Here is a 17,313-nt window from a genome sequence, read left to right as displayed (position 1 = left end):
CGCTAGGGTTCGATGAGCCCGGCGCGGATCGCGTACCGGGTGAGTTCGAGACGGTCCCTGAGCCCGAGTTTCTGCAGCAGGTTGGCCCGGTGCCGCTCGACGGTCTTGACGCTGATCACGAGCATGTCCGCGATCTCCTTGGAGGAATGGCCCTCCGCGACCAGCTTGAGGATCTCCTCCTCGCGATCGGTGATCGCCTTGGCCGGGAAGCCGCCGCCCTCCCTGGCGCGGTCCAGGTAGTTGCGGATCAGCGAGTTCACCGCGCCGGGGTAGAGGAACGGCTCGCCGCGCATGGCCGAGCGGCACGCCTCCACCAGGTCGCGGTCGGCGACGGACTTCAGCACGTACCCGGAGGCGCCCGCCTTGAGCGCCTCGAAGAAGTACTGCTCGTTGTCGTACATCGTGAGGATCAGGATCCGCAGGTCCGGCAGGAGACGCGAGAGCTCCCGCGCGGCCTGCAACCCGGTCAGCCGCGGCATGGCGATGTCGAGGATCGCCAGGTCCGGCTTGTCCCTGCGGGCCAGGCTGATCGCTTCCGCGCCGTCGCCCGCCTCGCCGACGACCTCCAGGTCGGGTTCGTTGTCCAGGATCATCCGGACGCCGCGGCGGACGAGCGCGTGGTCGTCCGCGAGCAGGATGCGCACGGTCATTCGCCCTCCCCCTTGGCCTTCACTACCAGCCTGACCTCGGTGCCCGTCAGCGCCGGCCCGACGGTCAGCTCGGCGCCGACCAGCAGTGCGCGTTCCCGCATGCCGCGGATGCCCGCGCCCTCCTGGCTGTCGCCGATCCCCCGGCCGTTGTCGCGCAGTCGTAGCTCCACTTCGGACGGACGAGCCGTCAGGGTGAGTTCGATCTCGTCCGCCTTCGCGTGCCGGACGGCGTTGGTGAGACCCTCCTGCGCGACGCGGTAGACCACCAGCTCGGTCTCGGCGCCGAGCGCGGGCAGGTTCCTGTCGAACGACCGCCTGATCGTGAGACCGGCCGGGTCGCCGATCTCCCGTGTGAGCGCCTTGAGCGCGCTGACCAGCCCCAGCTCCTCCAGCACACCGGGCCGCAGTCGCCGCGCGATGCGGCGGATCTCGTCGAGCGTGCTGCGCGTCGTCTCCTGCACCTGGAGGAGTTCCTCGCGCGTCTCCCGCGGCGACTGGTCCGCCACCCGCTTGAGACTCAGCAGCACCGCCGTCAGCGACTGTCCCACCTCGTCGTGCAGCTCCTGCGCCACCCGCCGCCGCTCCGACTCCTGCGCCGACAACGCGATGGCCGAGCTGTACCCGCGCTCGGTCTCCAGCCGGTCGATCATGCTGTTGAAGGTCGTGATCAGCTCGGCGATCTCCCCGTGCCCCGTCGCCCGCAACCGAGGTCCGGGCTTGAGCAGGTCGATCGTGGTCATCGCCCGCGTGAGCCGCCCGAGCGGCGCCAGCCCCACCCGGATCAGCAGGGCGTTCGCGATCAGCATCACCACCAGCCCGGCCGCCAGCACCAGCACCTCGCGCAACGGCGCCGGCGTCGACACCGTCGCGGGCCCGAACACGAGCAACATGGCCGCGATGACCAGAACCAGGGCGTTGAGCAGGAAGATCCGCCCGAACAACGACACGTGCGCCGCCTCTCCGTGATCGCTTCCCGCCACGCCTGCGAGGCTGACGGGCGAGGGCGCCACCTGTCCATCCGTGGCAACACCCATATTCGCCGGAGCCCGGCAGGTGTGCCGGTCGGCGGGCTACGGGCGATGACACTCACGACCGGCGCCATCAGCGGCCCGCACGGCGCCCCGGTTGGGTGCCACGACGGATCGCCGAAACGACCAAAAGTGACGATCGTGGAGTCAGACGCCCTCAACCTCTCTGGAGGCGCCCGATGACCACCACCTGGCCCTTCCACCTGGCAGCTCTCGCGCTGGTGGCGGCGGGTCTGCTCGTGCCGCACGCCTTGCTCGTCGCCGCCGGACTGCTCCTGGCGGGCTCGGTGGCGCTCAGGCCGCGCGCGAACCGCGTCAACCGGAGCTGATCCGGTCGGCGTGGACGTGCGTGCGCACCCCCTGGGGATCGAACAGGATCAGCAGTTCGACCGCGCCGCCGTCCGCGCTGCCCAGCCAGTGCGGCTTCGAGGTGTCGAACTCGGCGGCCTCGCCGGGCGGCAACGTCAGGTCGAGGTCGTCGAGCACCAGCCGCAACCGTCCATTGAGGACGTAGAGCCACTCGAACCCGTCGTGCGTCCGCAGAGTGGGTGCCAGCGGTTCCGGCACGGCCGGGATGAGCATCTTGAACGACTGCACCCCGCCCGGCCGCCGCGACAACGGCACGAACGTCATGCCGTACTTGTGGATCGGCTTGAGGTGGATGCGCGGATCGCCGGTCCGCGGGGCACCGACGAGGTCGTCCAGCGGCACGTCGTAGACGCGCGACAGCGGTAGCAGCAGTTCCAGCGTCGCCCGGCGCTGCCCGCTCTCCAGCCGGGACAGGGTGCTCTCCGAGATCCCCGTGGTCGTCGCGAGGTCGGCGAGGGTGATGCCGCGGTGCCGGCGCAACGTCCGCAGCCGCGCGCCCACCCCGTCGAGAACGTCTTCGGTTTCGCGGTTCACCAGGCCGAGCTTGCCACACTGGCAAGTTTTCGTGCCAGATATGGCAATCACGACCCAAGCTGGTCGCATGAAACGCCTCGTACTCGCCCTGCTGCTCCTGATCACCGCCTGTGCGACGCCCCCGGAGACCCCGGCGCACGCCGCTGTCACCCAGAACGACCCGGCCTTTCAGAAGACCTTCCGGCACGAGTTCGCCGACGTCGAGGGCGTGCGGATGCACTACGTGACGGGCGGCAGCGGCAGCCCGGTCGTGCTGATCCATGGCTGGCCGCAGACCTGGTACGGCTGGTGGCCGATCATGCCCGCGCTCGCCGAACGCCACACCGTCTACGCGCTCGACCTGCCCGGACTCGGCGACAGCACCGGCACGCCCAAGGGTTACGACAAGGCCACCCTCGCGCGGTACGTCCACGCGCTGACCAGCCGGCTCGGCCTGCGGAACGCCTCCGTCGTCGGCCACGACCTCGGCGCGGCCGTCGCGTTCCAGTACGCCAGCCAGTTCCCCGAGGACACCGCCCGGCTGGGCTACCTCGACCTGCCGCTACCGGGTCCGGCGATCGACGCGCGCACCTACCGCACGCTCAGCTGGCACATCGCGTTCCACTCGCAGCCCAGCGTCCCCGAGGCGATCGTCCGGAACGACGTCCGCGACTACCTGAAGCTCTTCTACCCGCAGGTCTCCTACCAGGGCAGCGCGTTCGGCGGCACGTCGACGAAATCCCCGTTCGCCGACGACGAGATCGACGAGTACGCGCGCACCTACAGCTTGGCGCTGTCGAACGGCTTCGAGCTGTACCGCGCGCTCGACCAGGACGTCCGCGACACCGAGGCAGCCCGGCCAGTGCAGACCCCGGCCCTGGTCATGGCCGCGGAGGGGCAGGCCGAGGCGATCAAGGGCACGGCCGCACCGCGGATGACGAACATCGTGCGCACGCTCGACGTCCCGAAGGCGGGACATTGGCTGGTCGAGGAGAATCCGCAGTTCGTCACCACCGAACTGCTGGCCTTCCTCAGTTCATGACCGGCACGCGATCGAACCACGGCAGCGCCTCTTCCAGCTGCGCCGCGAGCTTGATCAGCAACGCCTCCCCCGCGAGCGGCGCGACGAACTGGACGCCCAGCGGCAGCCCGTCCGCCGTCCAGTGCAGCGGCAGCGAGAGGGCGGGGCGGCCGGTGATGTTCGCGAGCTGCGTGTACGGCACCCAGCCGAGGTTGTCCCTGATCATGTCGTCGACGATCTTCGTGTGCTTGAGGAACCGGGCCGTGCCCGTCTTGAGCAGCACGTCGGTGGCACGTTGCAACGACACCGGCAGGTCGAACTGGCCGACCTTGGGCGGCGGGGTCGCGAGCGTCGGCGTCAGCAGCAGGTCGTAGGACTCGAAGTAGGTGCTGAGGCGGCGGGTGTGCTCGTGCCGCCGCTGCACCGCGTCCACATAGTCGACGCTGCTCGTGGCCCGTCCCAGGGCGGCCATGAGCAGCGTGTCGCGTTCGAACGCGACGTCCGGCGCCCCGGTCAGGCGCTTCGCGTCGGCGACCTTCCACGCGAGGTTCACGAACCACGTCAGCAGGAAGTCCTTGGCCAGCACCGCGTCGTCGAACGGCGCCTGCGGCAGTTCCTCCACGTGGTGCCCGAGATCGGTCAGCACGCGGACGGCCGACGCGACGGCCGCGACCGCCTCGGGATGCGGGTCCGGGTTGATCGCCGACGGCACCCGCACGCCGATCCGGAGCGTGCCGGGAGCCTGGCCGACGTACGACGCGAACGACTCCGGCGGCAGCGCGGGCGAGTACGGCCCGGCCGGCTCACCACCGCAGATGACGTCGAGCATCGCGGCCGTGTCGCGGACCGTGCGGGAGACGACGCCCTGCACCGCCGCGCCGTGCATCATCTCGGCGGTCTCCGGCCCGAACGGCGTGAGGCCACGTCCCGGCTTCAGCCCGACGAGCCCGCAGCACGCCGCCGGGATCCGGGTCGAGCCACCACCGTCGTTCGCGCCCGCGCAGGGCACGATCCCGGCGGCGACCGCGGCCGCCGAGCCGCCCGACGAACCGCCGGGGGTCCGTTCCAGATCCCAGGGATTGCGCGCCGGGCCCCAGACGGCCGACTCGCTGATCGCCTTGGCGCCGAACTCCGGCAGGTTGGTCTTGCCGAAGATCACCAGGCCGGCGTCGACCCAGCGCTGGACGACGGTCGAGTGCGCGGCGACCTTCAGCGCCTTCAACGAGCGCGACCCGTTCGAGGTCGGCAGGCCCGCGTAGTCCTGGCCGAGGTCCTTGATCAGGAACGGCACCCCGGCGAACGGACCGGTGAGGGCGTCGGACGGTTCGGCCGGAACGTCCCGGACGATCGCGTTGAGCCGGGGGTTGACCTCCGCGGCGCGTTCCCTCGCCACCGCGAGGAGTTCGGCCGCGGACACGTGCCTGTCCGCGACGAGCCGGGCCAGCCCGGTGGCGTCGTACTTCCGGTACTCGTCGAAGTCCACGGGCTCAAGGTAGCTGCTCGGCCACGCCGAACACGATCTCCCGCACCACAGCCGGGTTCTCCTGCGGGATGAGGTGCCCGGCGTCCTCGACGACGACCATCCTGCCGCGCGGGACGGCGTCCATCAGGTCGGCCGCGTACCGGTTGAACTGCGGGCGCCACTTGGCCATCCCCCGCTCGACCAGCCCTGCCTGCAGGCAGACCGTGGGCACGTCCGGGGTGCCCGCCGCCTGCACCCGGCGCATCACCGGCAGGGCGGACGCGATCTGCAGCGCCTCCCGGCTGCCCGCCTTCATCGCCCGCACGGTCGCGTAGTCGTTCGTCATGGTCTCCACGTCGGCCGCGGAGATCTCCGGCGACACGCCGTTGCGGAACGTCTGCCGCCTGATCAGCCCCTTGGCTCCCAGGCGGGCCAGCACCGCCATGAAGCCGAAGAACCGCGCCGCGACCTTGGCGTTGCGCGTCGACATGATCTCGGCGAGGGTCGCGTCCACGAACACCATCCCGGCCACGCGCCGCGGGTACCGGTCGGCGAACACGCGGATGATCGGGCCGCCCCAGCTGTGCCCGACCAGCAGCACCGGCTCGGTCTCGCCGAGCGCGTCGAGCAGCGAGGTCAGGTCGTCCACGATCCGGTCGAGCGTGCGGTCGTGCGGGTCGACATCGCTGCCGCCGTAGCCGGCGCGGTCGTAGGACAGCGTGCGGTAGCGGGCGCTCACCTCACGCTGGGTGTGGATCCAGGTCGAACCGGGCGCGCTCATCCCGGCCTCGAAGACGATCAACGGGCCGGGACCCTCCCCCGCCGTGACCGCGCGGATTCCCCGGCCGTCCGGGAGCGTGACGAACTTCTCCAGCATCGCGAGGCCTTTCACTGGTGCCAGCTCGGCGGGTGGAGCTCGTCCCACAGCGCCGCGCTTTCCAGCTGTGCGGCGAGAGCGAGCAGTTCGGCGTCACGGCGGGCGCGGCCGACGAGGTGCACGCCGTGCGGCAGCCCGTCACCGTCCACATGCGACGGAAGTGAGATCGCGGGTACTCCGGCGAGGTTGGCCCACGGCGTGTGGCAGGACCACTTCAGCATCAGGTCGGCCTCGTCGCCGGTGTAGTAGCCGATCGGGACCGGCGGGCCGTTGGTCGTGGGTGTCAGCACGACGTCGTAGTCGTCCACCGCGGCGAGGAACGCGCTGGCGTAGCGGGCGAGCACCGCCTGGGCCGCGACAACGCTCTGGACGTTCAAGGTCTCGTTCGTGGCGAGCAGGTGCCGCGTGTAGGGCCGGAGCAGGGGAATCCGCGGCGGCGACACCGTGTTTCCGACCACGGCGGCGACCTGGTAGGCGAACCAGTGCGTGACCGCCCGCCGCATGTGCCAGTCCCAGCGCCACGGCAACGGGATCTCCCGCACGTCGTGACCGAGTCCGGTGAGGACCTCCGCGGCCCGCCGCACGGCCAGTTCGGCCTGCGGGTCGGTGTCCTCGTCGGTGCCGCTGTCCGTCCACATCGCGACCTTGAGCCGACGCTGGAGTGTCAAGGCCGAGGCGAAGCTGCCGTCGTTGCGCCACCCGTACAGGTCGCCGGGCGCGGGAGACGCCATCACGTCCAGTAGGAGTGCCGCGTCCTCGACCGTTCTCGCCATCGGACCCTCGGTGCTCGTGAGGAGGAACGACGTGGCGGGCGCCGGGCTCACCAGGCCGCGGCTCGGTTTCATCCCGACCAGGTGGCAGGTCGCCGCGGGTGTGCGGATCGATCCGGCGCCGTCGCTGGCGTGCGCCACGGGCAGCAGGCCCGCCGCGACCGCCGTGGCCGCTCCACCGCTGGAACCGCTCGAGTAACGCGTTGGGGCGTAAGGGGTCACGGCCGGATTCGGGGTGACGTCGTTCTCGGTGTAACAGGTCGCGCCGAACTCCGACGTGTTCGTCTTGCCCAGCACGACCGCGCCGGCCCGCCGCAGCAGCCCGACCGTCCAGGAGTCCTCCCGCGGCACGAACTCCGCCAGCGCCGCCGACCCGAACGTCGTGCGGATGCCCGCGGTCGCGGCGAGGTCCTTGATGCCCAGCGGCAGTCCGAGCAGCGCCGCCCGGTCTCCCCCGGCGAGCTGTTCGTCCGCGCGTGCGGCCTCGTCGAGCGCGTTCTCGTTGATCGTCACGAACGCGCCGAGCCCGGCGTGCCGTTCGATGCGCGCGAGGTAGTGCTCGGTCAGTTCGCGGGAGCTGATCTCCTTGGCGCGCAACGCCTTGAGCTGCTGCGCGGCCGTGAGTTCGTGCAGACTCATGGCTTCACGGAGGTTCCGGTCAGCAGGCGGTGCACCGACCACGTCACCACGTCGAGCTCCTCGGGCGTCATCGGCTCGCCACCGAACATCCGCCGGTGCATCAGCGGGCCTTCCAGCAGGTTGCCGACGAACGGCAGCTCCGGCACCTCGGCGATCTCCCCGCGCCGCACGGCCCGTGCGATCGCGTCGACCAGCGGCTGCGACCGGCGCACGACGAGGCCGCGGAACGTCCGCTCGGCCTCGGCGTCGCCGCGCAGGTCCGCGAGGAAGCCGACCAGGCCGTCGTTCCACGGCTCGTCCCAGGCGCCCGCCAGGTCCTGCGCGAACGCCCTGAGGTCACCGTGCAGCGTGCCGGTGTCGGGGTCCGGCACGGGTGGCAGGTACGCGTCGAGCACGTCCGCCACCAGCCGCACCTTGCTGCTCCAGCGCCGGTAGACGTCGGTCCTGTGCGCGCCCGCCTGGGCCGCGACCTGCGTCAACGTCAGCGCGTCGTAGCCGTTCGAGGTCAGCAGCGACCACGCCGTCGCCAGCAACCGCTGTTCGAGATCGGGATCCCGCGGACGCCCTGCCACCGGCACCCCTCAAATTCGCAACAAGTTGTAGCGATACCGTAGGGGGTCCCGGCACGTCATCACAAGTGCCCGTTGCCCAGGTGTCTCATCGCGGCCTCCACTCCGACGTCCAGCGCGTCCTGCATGACGCGCTGCCGTCGTTCCGTGCGGCCGATCACCGCACTGCCCAGCGGTGGCCGGATCTGCAGGCAGGCCGGGTGGGTGGCGAGCAGCTCCTCGTCCTTGGCCCTGATCTCCTCACGGCGCAACCAGTTCGCCACGACTCCCGGTGCGTGCCGGGCGAACCAGCGCGACAACACGAACCGTTCGCCACGGGACGGCGGCACGCCCAGGAACTCGTCCTCGCGCCGCGTGCGCAGGGCGACGACGTGCGTCGCCCCCTGCGAGATCGCCGTGCCGACGGGAATCGTCTCGCTCAGCCCCGCGTCCACGTACGGGCGGCCGTCGATCGTCACGGGGTCGCCGGCGAGGAACGGCATCGCGGCCGACGCCCGCAGCGCGGTCTGCAGGCTCAGCCGGTCGCGCACGTACCCGTGCAGGTCGACCGCCTCGCCGGTGAGTCCGTCCGTGGTCATCGGGTGGAACTCGACGGGACTGTCGAGGATCTCCTGGAAGCCCATCGGGTGGACCTCCGTGTAGATGGTGTGGACGAGGTGCAGGGTGTCGACGACCGGACGCCTGCTGAACGCGCGCCTCGGGTTGATGGTGGTGCGCATGACGGCCGGGTCCCACCAGGCGTGCTTGCTCCGGTCCGCCCGGCCGCACAGCAGCCAGGCCGCGTTCAGCGATCCCGCCGAGCTGCCGTAGACGGCGTCGAACAGCGGCAGCAGCCCGAGCCGTTCGATCGCGACGGTCATCCCGCTGGAGTAGACGCCGCGCGAGCTCCCGCCCTCGACCAGCAGGACGAGCCGCGCGTCGTCGTTCCGTTGTCCTGGAACGCTTTGTTGCCGCCTGCGCTCCCGCAGCAACTCGAGAACCGTCATGTCCAAAACCCTATCTTCGGACCTTCCGCCACGCTGCTAATGTGGAAGTGAGATCAACCGCCCTCGATGAGGAGCTCGACGTGCTGGTGGGTGAAGACGACATCTCAGGGTGAGCCCTGGATGTGACAGGCCGTCGATCGCGATGGCCGTTCAGTCGTCCCCTTTTCCACCCGCTCCGCGTCTTTGAGGTCTCACATCCATGTCCGACGCATTCATCGTCGTGTCGTCCCTGTCCTTCTCCTGGCCGGACGACACCCCCGTGTTCGACGGCCTGTCCGTCTCGGTGCCGGGCGGGCGCACCGGTCTCGTCGCCCCGAACGGTGCCGGCAAGTCGACGCTGCTCAAGCTCGTGGCGGGCACGCTCACGCCGTCCGCGGGCAGCGTGTCCGTCGAGGGCGTCCTCGGCTACCTCCCGCAGGACCTCCCGCTCACCGCCGGGCTGACCGTGGCCGAGGTGCTCGGGGTAGCGGACGTGCTGCGCGCCATCCGTGCCGTCGAGTCCGGCGACGTCGGCGAGGAGCACTTCACCACCATCGGCAACGACTGGGACCTGGAGGAACGCACGCGCGCCCAGCTCGACCGGCTCGGGCTCGGCGATCTCGCGCTCGACCGGGTGCTCGGCACGCTGAGCGGCGGGCAGGTCATCTCGCTGGGACTCGCGGCCCAGTTGCTGAAGCAGCCGGACGTGCTGCTGCTCGACGAGCCGACCAACAACCTCGACCTGGACGCCCGGCACCGGCTCCACGACGTGCTGGACGACTGGCGCGGATGCCTGGTCGTGGTGAGCCACGACCGTGCGCTGCTCGACCGGATGGACCGGATCGCGGAGCTCGACGGCGGCGAGGTCCGCTTCTACGGCGGGAACTTCACCTCCTACGAGGAGGCGGTGGCGGCCGAGCGCGAGGTGGCCGAGAAGAACGTCCGCAGCGCCGAGCAGGAGGTCAAACGCGAGAAGCGGGAGATGCAACAGGCCCGCGAACGCGCCGCGCGCCGGGCGTCCAACGCGCAGCGCAACCTCTCGAACGCCGGACTGCCGAAGATCTTCGCGGGCACCATGAAACGCAACGCCGAGGTGTCCGCGGCCAAGGCGGACGGCACCCACGCGGCCCGCCTCGGCGCGGCCCGTTCGAAGCTCGACCAGGCCGAACGGGCGTTGAAGGACGAGCAGAGGATCAGCCTGGAGCTGCCACAGACCGCGGTGCCGGCGGGCCGCACGTTGTTCCTCGGCTCGGACATCCGGGTGCGTGACCTGTTCGACGACCTCTCGCTGGCGATCCGGGGGCCGGAACGCATCGCGCTCGCCGCCCCGAACGGCGCCGGCAAGTCGACGCTGCTGCGGGTGGTGCACGGTTCGCTCACGCCGGACAGCGGCGAGGTGAAACGGGCCGACGGCCGGGTCGCGTACCTGTCCCAGCGACTCGACCTGCTCGACGACGCCCGCACGGTGGCGGAGAACCTGGCCGAGTTCGCCCCGGCCATGCCCCCGGCCGAACGGATGAACCTGCTGGCGCGCTTCCTGTTCCGCGGTACCCGCGCGCACCTGCCGGTCGGCGTGCTGTCCGGCGGCGAACGGCTGCGCGCCACGCTGGCGTGCGTCCTGTTCGCCGAACCCGCGCCGCAGCTGCTGTTGCTGGACGAACCGACGAACAACCTCGACCTGGTCAGCGCCGGGCAGCTGGAGAGCGCGCTGAACGCGTACCGGGGCGCGTTCGTCGTCGTCAGCCACGACGAACGGTTCCTGAGCGAGGTGAGGATCGACCGCCGGCTGCGCCTGGACGGCGGCAAGCTGGCCGCGCACGACTGAGGCGCCGAGCTGGACATGTCGAAACGGCGGAAACAGCTTCGACGTGGTTGTGCAAGGACACTCACGCAACCACGGAGGACTGATCATGACCGGACGCCCGCCCGTCGCCGACCTCGCCACCTGGCAGCAGGCCCGCGACGCGCTGCTGGTCCGCGAGAAGGCCCACACCCGCGAGGGCGACGCGATCGCGGCCGAACGCCGGAAGCTGCCGATGGTCGAGTTCGACGGCAAGGTCGAGGTCGTCGGTGCCGAGGGGCCTGTGCCGTTCGTGGAGCTGTTCCAGGGGCGGGACGAGCTCGTCGTCTACAAGCACATGTGGTGGGACGGCGCGCCGCACCAGGGGCAGTGCGAGGGCTGCACCCATATGCCGTGGCACTTCGACGACGCCGCCTACCTCAACGCGCGCGGGGTCTCGTTCGCGATGCTGACCACCGGTGCGTGGGACGAGGTGGCGCCGTTCGTGGAGTTCATGGGCTACAAACAGCCCTGGTACTCGGTGCGCGGAGTGGACGGTCCCGCCGGTGGCGACATGGGATACCTGACCAGCTACCTGCGCGATGGCGACCGCACGTTCCTCACCTACTCCACGACCGCGCGCGGCTGTGAGGGGGTCAACGGGTCGCTGGCGCTGCTCGACATGACCGTGTACGGGCGCGGCGAGGTGTGGGAGCAGCATCCGGAGGGCTGGCCCGAGTCACGGCCGGCGGGGTGGTTCTGGCGGACGAACGCCGACGGCGACTCCAGCTGGGGCGAGGACAGCAGGCCCGTGCCGCAGTGGACCCGTCCGGGGGCGACGCCGGTGCAGACGCTGGGGCGGCAGGGCCACTGCCACTGATCAGCGGGGTCTGGTCGCGGTGGCGAGGACGCGGCGCTTCTGGTCGAAGGTCGCCAGGACGCTCCGCGCCTCCTCCCGCATCGACACCATCGCGGGGTCGCCGGGTGCGTCGGTGGCGAGAGCCTCCTCCCACATCCGCTTCTCCCGTTCCCGCCACTGCGGCCGGTCGACGACCTCGGTGTCGGTGAAGCCGGCCTCGGGAAGCTGGCGGGCGAGGTCGAGTTCGCGGATGCGGCGCCAGACGCGCTCGTCCCCGGGCTCGGCCGCCTGCCAGCAGGTGACGACGAGCCGTCCGCCGGGCCGCGGGACGCGCAGGCACTCCCGCAGCGCCTCTGCGCTCGTCACCGCGGAGACCTTGCCAGAAAAAGCGTCTGTGCTCGTGCCGGAGGAGGTCTGCGACCGCTACCGCCGCACCCAACCCGGCGCGCTGTCGAGGCCGCACCGCTGGTGGGCCCTGGGCGCGGGCCCGACGAGCTCGTGCTCGCCGTCGACGACCCGCGCTCCGGACCTGTCGCTGGACGTGCGGGACCTGGGCTCGATCTACCTGGGCGGAACGGCCCCCAGTACGCTCGTCCGGGCCGGACATTTCCAGGCTCACGGATCCACGGTGAAAGCTGACGCTCTGTTCCGTGCCGAACGCCCTCCGCATTGCCTGCACTGGTTCTGATCGACATCTGGACCAAAGTATGACGGCGCGTTAGGCCCAGGTATGACGCGGGCGGACGGCCACGTCGTTATTGTCCGTTCCGTTGGACATCATCAGCTCGTAACCCCCTTTCCGCCGGAGGGACAGCCGCGTCATGTGGGAAGTTCTGCAGTCAGCGACCGACGTCCGGTCGCGCGTCACCGAGTGGATGGGGAAACGGTTCCTCGCGCACCTGAGCAAGACCGGGTTCGACCTCGAGTCGTCCTGGTTCGTGCCCTCGAAGGTGCTCGCTCCACTGCGGCGCAACGGCCTGGACCCCGTGCCGGAGCTGGCGCGGATGCAGGCCCACGGGCCGGTGACGCGACTGCCGCTGCCGGTGACGGTGTGGCTGGTGACGGGTTACGAGGCGTCCAAGCAGGTGCTCGTGGACTCCGAGGCGTTCAGCAACGACTTCGGGCACCTGCGCGAGCTCGGGTTGTTCTCCGACGAGGCACCGGGCGGACTGGGGTTCAGCGACCCGCCGGAGCACACGCGGCTGCGCAAGGTGCTGACGCCGGAGTTCACCATGCGCCGCCTCTCCCGGCTCGTGCCGCGGATCGAGGCGATCGTGGCGGACCAGCTCGACCTGATGTCCATGAAGGACGGCCCCGTCGACCTCGTCGAGCACTTCGCGATGACCGTGCCGGCGCTCACGATCTGCGAACTGCTGGGCGTGCCCGCGAGTGAGCGCGAGGAGTTCCAGCGCCGCAGCGTCTCGCGGTTCGACCTCGGCGGTGCGGCCACGACGTCGCTGTCGGCCGTGTCCGAGTCGATCGTCTACTTCCGGGAGCTCGTGCGGTCCCAGCGCCTGGCCCCGACCGACGGGCTGCTCGGCGAACTCGTCCGCAAGCACGGCGACGACCTGGGCGACGACGAGCTCGCGGGCCTCGCGGACGGCCTGCTCACCGGCGGGTTCGAGACGACGGCCAGCATGATCTCGCTCGGCACCCTCGCGCTGCTGCGCGACCCCGGCCTGCGCGAACAGGCGCTCGGCGACGACAAGGCCGTGAACGGGCTGGTCGACGAGCTGCTGCGGCACCTCAGCGTCGTGTCGGTGGCGTTCCTGCGGATCGCGCGGCACGACATCGAGGTCGCCGGCACGAAGATCAAGGCGGGCGACATCGTGGCGTGCTCGCTGTCCCAGGCGAACCGCGACCCGAGCGCGTACCCCAGCCCGGACGTCATCGTTCCGGAGCGTGCCGCGGGCCAGCACCTCGCGTTCGGCTACGGCGCGCACCGCTGCATCGGCGCCGAGCTCGCGAAGATCGAGCTGAGGATCGCCTACCCGGCGCTCGTCAAGCGGTTCCCGGAGATGCGCCTCGCGGTCGCGCCGGGCGACCTGTCGTTCCGCAAGCTCTCGATCGTCTACGGGCTGCATTCGATGCCGATGCACCTCGGCAGGCAGCCCAGCCCGATCCAGCAGGTTCTTTAGCGGAGGTGCGTGGGGATGGCCTGATACACCCAACGTTTCGCTCCTGGGGTTGAGGGTCCACCACGCAGCTGGTGGAGGGCTTCAACTGGTTCGACATGGCACCGCCCGTGGGCTGATGACGGCACGAGAAAAAGCCACCCAGTCCGGGTGGCTTTCCTCGCGTTCACTCCCGCATGCCGATCGTGTCGATGGGCTTGCCGCGCAACGACAACCGGGTGGACACCGCCACCGACACGAGGCCGAGCAGCGTGGCACCGGCGAGCGCGCCCAGGTAGACCAGGATCGACCCGGCGGGCAGCGGGCTCCCGATGAGGCCGAGCGCGAGCATTGCCAGCGGCACCGCCGCCACGAGTGACCCCAGCACCGCGGCCAGGCCCACCGTCAGCAACGCTTCGGTCCGCATCATCCGGACGATCTGGCGGCGTCCGGTGCCGACCAGCCGCAGCAGGGCGAACTCGCGGCGGCGCGCGGCCGTGGACATCACCAGCGTGTTCGACACGGAGATCGCGACGTAGCCGAGGATCACACCGACCGCGACCAGGTTGAGCAGGAACTGGGTCCGCTCGGCGCTGCGGTCCTGCGCAGCCACCCGCTCGGTCACCTGCAACCCCGGATAGCGGCTGGTCAGGTAGTTGAGAGCGGTGACGTCCGCGCCCTTCACGAGCACGGCGCTGTCCATGCCGGCCGTGGTGTGGGCACGGGCGTCGGCGGCGGACAGCACGTAGTCGCCGAACACGAGGTCGTGCTCGTAGGTCGCGACGACCCTCAGCTTCGCCTGCTGGCCGTCGGCGAACCAGAACTCCACCGTGTCGCCGACACGCTTGTCCTCCCAGGAGGCGTGCGCGTCGCTCAACGCGACCGTGCCCGTCCGGAGGTCGTCGAGGCTGCCGGACACGACACCGAGGTCGACCATGCCGCTCGCGGTGGAGTCGAGGCCGTTGGCCGGACGGCTCTGCACCTCGACGCTGTCACCGGTCCTGCTCGCCGTGATCACCTGCGTGCGCACCAGCGACGTGGCCGTCCCGCCCGGAATCTGCCGGACGATCTCGGCGGGCACGCCGGTGACACCGGTGATCACGTGATCGGCGGTGATCGACCGCTCGGTCTGCTGCTGCACGGCGGCCGTGAACGTCGTCTGGCTGTAGAAGTTCACCACCGCGAACCCGATGGCGAGCATCAGCGGCGTCACCGCGGCCGCGAGCCTCCGCGAGTTCTTCAGCACGTTCGCCGAGGCCAGATAGCCGCTCACGCCGGACGACCTGGCCAGCACCGGCGCGATCACCCGGACCGCCGCCCCGATCACCCTTGGCCCGGTGAGCGCCAGCCCGATGATCAGCACGAGTGCCGCCGACACCGCGAGCGCCGCGCCGATCTGCCCGCCGACGAACAACGGCACCACGGTCGCGCCGAGTCCCATCGCGGTCAGGACCCATCCGATGGCCAGCCGGACCCTGCCGACGTCCCGCTTCTGCACGGCGGCCTCCCCCAGCGCCTCGACCGGGTTGATCGACGACGGCCGGCGCGACGCGCTCCAGGCCGCGAGCCGCGCCGCGCCCACCCCGATGAGCAGGGCCGCCACCAGCGGAATCGGACTGATCGAGAGGTCGAAGTCGGCCGGCACCACGCCGATCCGCACGAACGCGGCCCGCAGTCCCTGGCTGACCCCGATGCCGAGCAGGCTGCCGATCACGCCGGCGATGACCGAGACGACCGTCGTCTCGACGCCGATGAGCTTGCGGATCTGCCTCGGCGTCGCGCCCACGGCCCGCAGCAAGGCGAACTCGCGGCGGCGTTGCTCGACGGTCAGGGCGAGGGTGCTGGCCACGACGAAGATCGCGACCAGGACCGCGTACCCGCCGAACGAGCCGGCCAGGATCGCGAGGATCGACTTGGTCTGGCTGACGTCGTCGAACTCGGCGGCGCTGCGGTCGGCACCGGACGACACCGTGACGTGGTCGTTCGTGAGAACCTTCTCGATCTGCCGGGCATCGGCGCCCAGCACGCCGATGGCGCTCACCTGGCCGGAGCGTCCGAAGAGCGCGGCCGCCTCGGTCTCGCTGAAGAACACCGAGGCCTGGCGCGCCTGTCCGGCCGCCTCGGCGACTCCGGCCACGCGGTAGGTCCCGGGGACGGAACGGGTCATGATCCTGACGTCGCCACCCACACCCACGCCCGCCTCGGCCGCCAGCCCCGAGTCCAGGACGACCTCGCCCGGCTTCGGCGCGGTGCCCTGCTTCAGCGTGAACGGCGCCAGCACGGCGGAGTCCCAGTTGTGACCGTACGAGGACTTGCTCGCGAGCGGCTGCCCGTCCGGCCCGACCACCACGGCAGGGAACGTCTGCTCGGGAACGGCCCGCGCGCCCGGCACCGCGGCGATCTTGGCGACCAGCGCCGCGGGCAGGGAGGGCTGTTCGGCGGCGTGTTCGAACGCCGTGACGTCGCCGCCGGGCGGCCGCACGATCCGGTCACCGGTGACGACCGCGTCGGCGGCCGCGTAGCGCTGGGTCGGCACGCCGCCGCGCAGGCCCGACTCCATCAGGATCCCGCAGGCCGCGACGAGCGCGGTGCCGCACAGGATGGCGACGAACGCGCCGATGAACCCGCTGGTGCGGGCCTTCACGGTCTGCCAGGCAAGGCTCAGCACCGCCGGTCACTCCCCACGAACTTCCATGCGATCACCAGCGCGAAGGCCGGCAAATCGGCGGTCAGGACCTGTCCCACGATCACCACTCCCCCAGGTGCGTCATGCGCTCGGCGACCTTCTCCGGAGTTGGCGCGACCAGTTCGCCCGCGAGCCGTCCGTCCGCCAGGAACAGCACGCTGTGCGCGGCCGAAGCGGCTACGGGGTCGTGCGTGACCATCAGGACCGTCTGCCCCATGTCGTCCACAATGGACCGCAGCAGCGTCAGCACCTGGTGCGCGGTCCTGGAGTCCAGCGCGCCGGTCGGTTCGTCGGCCAGCACCACCTCGGGCCGGGCCACCAGCGCACGGGCGATCGCGACGCGTTGCTGCTGGCCGCCGGACAGCTCGGCGGGAAGCCGGTCGAGCCGCCCGTCTAGACCGACCCTGCCGACGATCTCGTGCAGCCAGCCCCGGTCCGCCGCGCGTCCGGCGAGGCGCAGCGGCAGGGTGACGTTCTGCTCGACGGTCAGCGACGGCAGCAGGTTGTAGGCCTGGAAGACGAACCCGATCCGGTCGCGCCGCACCCGCGTCAGCGCGGCCTCCTTCAGGCCGCCGAGATCGGTGTCGCCGAGCAGCACGCGCCCGGACGTCGGCCGGTCCATGCCCGACGCGCAGTGCAGGAAGGTGCTCTTGCCCGAGCCGGACGGTCCCATCACGGCGGTGAACGTGCCCCGCCGGATGGCGACGGTGACCTCGTCCAGCGCGGTGACGGCACCACCCCCGGAGCCGTACACCTTCCGCACCGCCTGCAGCGACAGCGCGTCTGCACTCATCACGTTCTCCTTGGCTCGCAACGACTTCTGAGCAAGAACGTAGATCTGCGAGGCGGTGCGGAGCGATCACGCAGGCTGCCGGGACCGGGGTGGAGCAGGCTCTACCACCGGGTGGGTTCGTCGGCGCGGACAGATCGGGGAGGTCAGATTCGTCGGCGGCGACGAGGTGTCCGTGCGGGCGCCGAACCTAGCGTTGGCGGTGACCGGAGTCACGTCGA

General features: G+C 70.9%; 17 protein-coding genes. 6 read left to right on the top strand and 11 right to left on the bottom strand.

What is annotated here, in order from left to right:
* Positions 1 to 2: 2 nt before the first annotated feature.
* Entirely contained in the window at positions 3 to 650 is a 648-nt protein-coding gene (locus tag BLR21_RS01880; RefSeq protein WP_090003879.1) for a response regulator, read from the bottom strand.
* Entirely contained in the window at positions 647 to 1,630 is a 984-nt protein-coding gene (locus tag BLR21_RS01875) for a HAMP domain-containing sensor histidine kinase (protein WP_256334383.1), read from the bottom strand. Before BLR21_RS01875 ends, BLR21_RS01880 begins: the two co-directional genes overlap by 4 nt.
* Positions 1,631 to 1,857: 227 nt before the next feature.
* On the opposite strand from BLR21_RS01875, the gene BLR21_RS42215 reads away from it, so the two are divergent.
* A complete protein-coding gene (locus BLR21_RS42215) occupies positions 1,858 to 2,007 on the top strand; it encodes a hypothetical protein (protein ID WP_176929409.1) in 150 nt (49 codons plus the stop codon).
* Here BLR21_RS42215 and BLR21_RS01870 read toward each other — a convergent pair.
* Positions 1,994 to 2,581 (bottom strand): helix-turn-helix domain-containing protein, encoded by a 588-nt coding sequence (locus BLR21_RS01870; RefSeq protein ID WP_090003878.1) that lies wholly within the window; start codon positions 2,579 to 2,581, stop codon positions 1,994 to 1,996. The genes BLR21_RS42215 and BLR21_RS01870 overlap by 14 nt on opposite strands.
* A 67-nt stretch (positions 2,582 to 2,648) precedes the next feature.
* Between BLR21_RS01870 and BLR21_RS01865 the strand changes: the two genes are divergently transcribed.
* The gene (locus BLR21_RS01865; RefSeq protein WP_090003877.1) at positions 2,649 to 3,602 is read left to right on the top strand and encodes an alpha/beta fold hydrolase; all 954 of its coding nucleotides are present in this window, start codon (positions 2,649 to 2,651) and stop codon (positions 3,600 to 3,602) included.
* On the opposite strand, the gene BLR21_RS01860 is transcribed toward BLR21_RS01865, so the two are convergent.
* From BLR21_RS01860 to BLR21_RS01840, 5 genes are read right to left on the bottom strand one after another with little or no spacing between them, the layout of a single operon-like run.
* Positions 3,592 to 5,064, bottom strand: a complete 1,473-nt coding sequence (locus tag BLR21_RS01860; RefSeq protein ID WP_090003876.1) for an amidase — start codon at positions 5,062 to 5,064, stop codon at positions 3,592 to 3,594. The genes BLR21_RS01865 and BLR21_RS01860 overlap by 11 nt on opposite strands.
* Before the next feature lie 4 nt (positions 5,065 to 5,068).
* Entirely contained in the window at positions 5,069 to 5,935 is an 867-nt protein-coding gene (locus BLR21_RS01855) for an alpha/beta fold hydrolase (RefSeq protein ID WP_090003875.1), read from the bottom strand.
* Positions 5,932 to 7,329, bottom strand: a complete 1,398-nt coding sequence (locus BLR21_RS01850) for an amidase (RefSeq protein ID WP_090003874.1) — start codon at positions 7,327 to 7,329, stop codon at positions 5,932 to 5,934. The genes BLR21_RS01855 and BLR21_RS01850 overlap by 4 nt, the downstream gene beginning before the upstream one ends.
* Positions 7,326 to 7,901, bottom strand: coding sequence for a TetR/AcrR family transcriptional regulator (locus BLR21_RS01845; RefSeq protein WP_176929408.1), 576 nt, complete (start codon positions 7,899 to 7,901; stop codon positions 7,326 to 7,328). The genes BLR21_RS01850 and BLR21_RS01845 overlap by 4 nt, the downstream gene beginning before the upstream one ends.
* A 59-nt stretch (positions 7,902 to 7,960) precedes the next feature.
* Positions 7,961 to 8,884, bottom strand: a complete 924-nt coding sequence (locus BLR21_RS01840) for a patatin-like phospholipase family protein (protein ID WP_176929407.1) — start codon at positions 8,882 to 8,884, stop codon at positions 7,961 to 7,963.
* A gap of 199 nt (positions 8,885 to 9,083) precedes the next feature.
* Between BLR21_RS01840 and BLR21_RS01835 the strand changes: the two genes are divergently transcribed.
* Together BLR21_RS01835 and BLR21_RS01830 are read left to right on the top strand one after the other, a co-directional pair.
* On the top strand, positions 9,084 to 10,688 hold the full coding sequence (locus tag BLR21_RS01835) for an ABC-F family ATP-binding cassette domain-containing protein (RefSeq protein ID WP_090003871.1): 1,605 nt from the start codon (positions 9,084 to 9,086) through the stop codon (positions 10,686 to 10,688).
* 85 nt (positions 10,689 to 10,773) lie between these two features.
* Positions 10,774 to 11,523: a DUF899 family protein gene (locus tag BLR21_RS01830; protein ID WP_090003870.1), complete on the top strand. Its 750-nt coding sequence runs from the start codon at positions 10,774 to 10,776 to the stop codon at positions 11,521 to 11,523.
* On the opposite strand, the gene BLR21_RS42210 is transcribed toward BLR21_RS01830, so the two are convergent.
* On the bottom strand, positions 11,524 to 11,868 hold the full coding sequence (locus BLR21_RS42210) for a methyltransferase domain-containing protein (RefSeq protein ID WP_176929383.1): 345 nt from the start codon (positions 11,866 to 11,868) through the stop codon (positions 11,524 to 11,526).
* 28 nt (positions 11,869 to 11,896) lie between these two features.
* Here BLR21_RS42210 and BLR21_RS01825 point away from each other — a divergent pair, with 28 nt between their 5' ends.
* Both BLR21_RS01825 and BLR21_RS01820 read left to right on the top strand, forming a co-directional pair.
* Positions 11,897 to 12,190, top strand: a complete 294-nt coding sequence (locus tag BLR21_RS01825; RefSeq protein ID WP_256334381.1) for a sterol carrier protein domain-containing protein — start codon at positions 11,897 to 11,899, stop codon at positions 12,188 to 12,190.
* A 133-nt stretch (positions 12,191 to 12,323) separates the two neighbouring features.
* Positions 12,324 to 13,640, top strand: a complete 1,317-nt coding sequence (locus tag BLR21_RS01820; protein ID WP_090003868.1) for a cytochrome P450 — start codon at positions 12,324 to 12,326, stop codon at positions 13,638 to 13,640.
* A 163-nt stretch (positions 13,641 to 13,803) separates the two neighbouring features.
* On the opposite strand, the gene BLR21_RS01815 is transcribed toward BLR21_RS01820, so the two are convergent.
* On the bottom strand, positions 13,804 to 16,284 hold the full coding sequence (locus BLR21_RS01815) for an FtsX-like permease family protein (protein WP_090003867.1): 2,481 nt from the start codon (positions 16,282 to 16,284) through the stop codon (positions 13,804 to 13,806).
* 79 nt (positions 16,285 to 16,363) lie between these two features.
* Positions 16,364 to 17,095 (bottom strand): ABC transporter ATP-binding protein, encoded by a 732-nt coding sequence (locus tag BLR21_RS01810; RefSeq protein ID WP_090003866.1) that lies wholly within the window; start codon positions 17,093 to 17,095, stop codon positions 16,364 to 16,366.
* Between the last annotated feature and the right edge of the window lie 218 nt (positions 17,096 to 17,313).

The organism is Lentzea albidocapillata subsp. violacea (assembly GCF_900100275.1).
GTDB classification, from domain to species: Bacteria; Actinomycetota; Actinomycetes; order Mycobacteriales; family Pseudonocardiaceae; genus Lentzea; species Lentzea violacea.
Note: the sequence above shows the minus strand (reverse complement) of the source record. Positions and strands in the feature narration are given on the sequence as shown.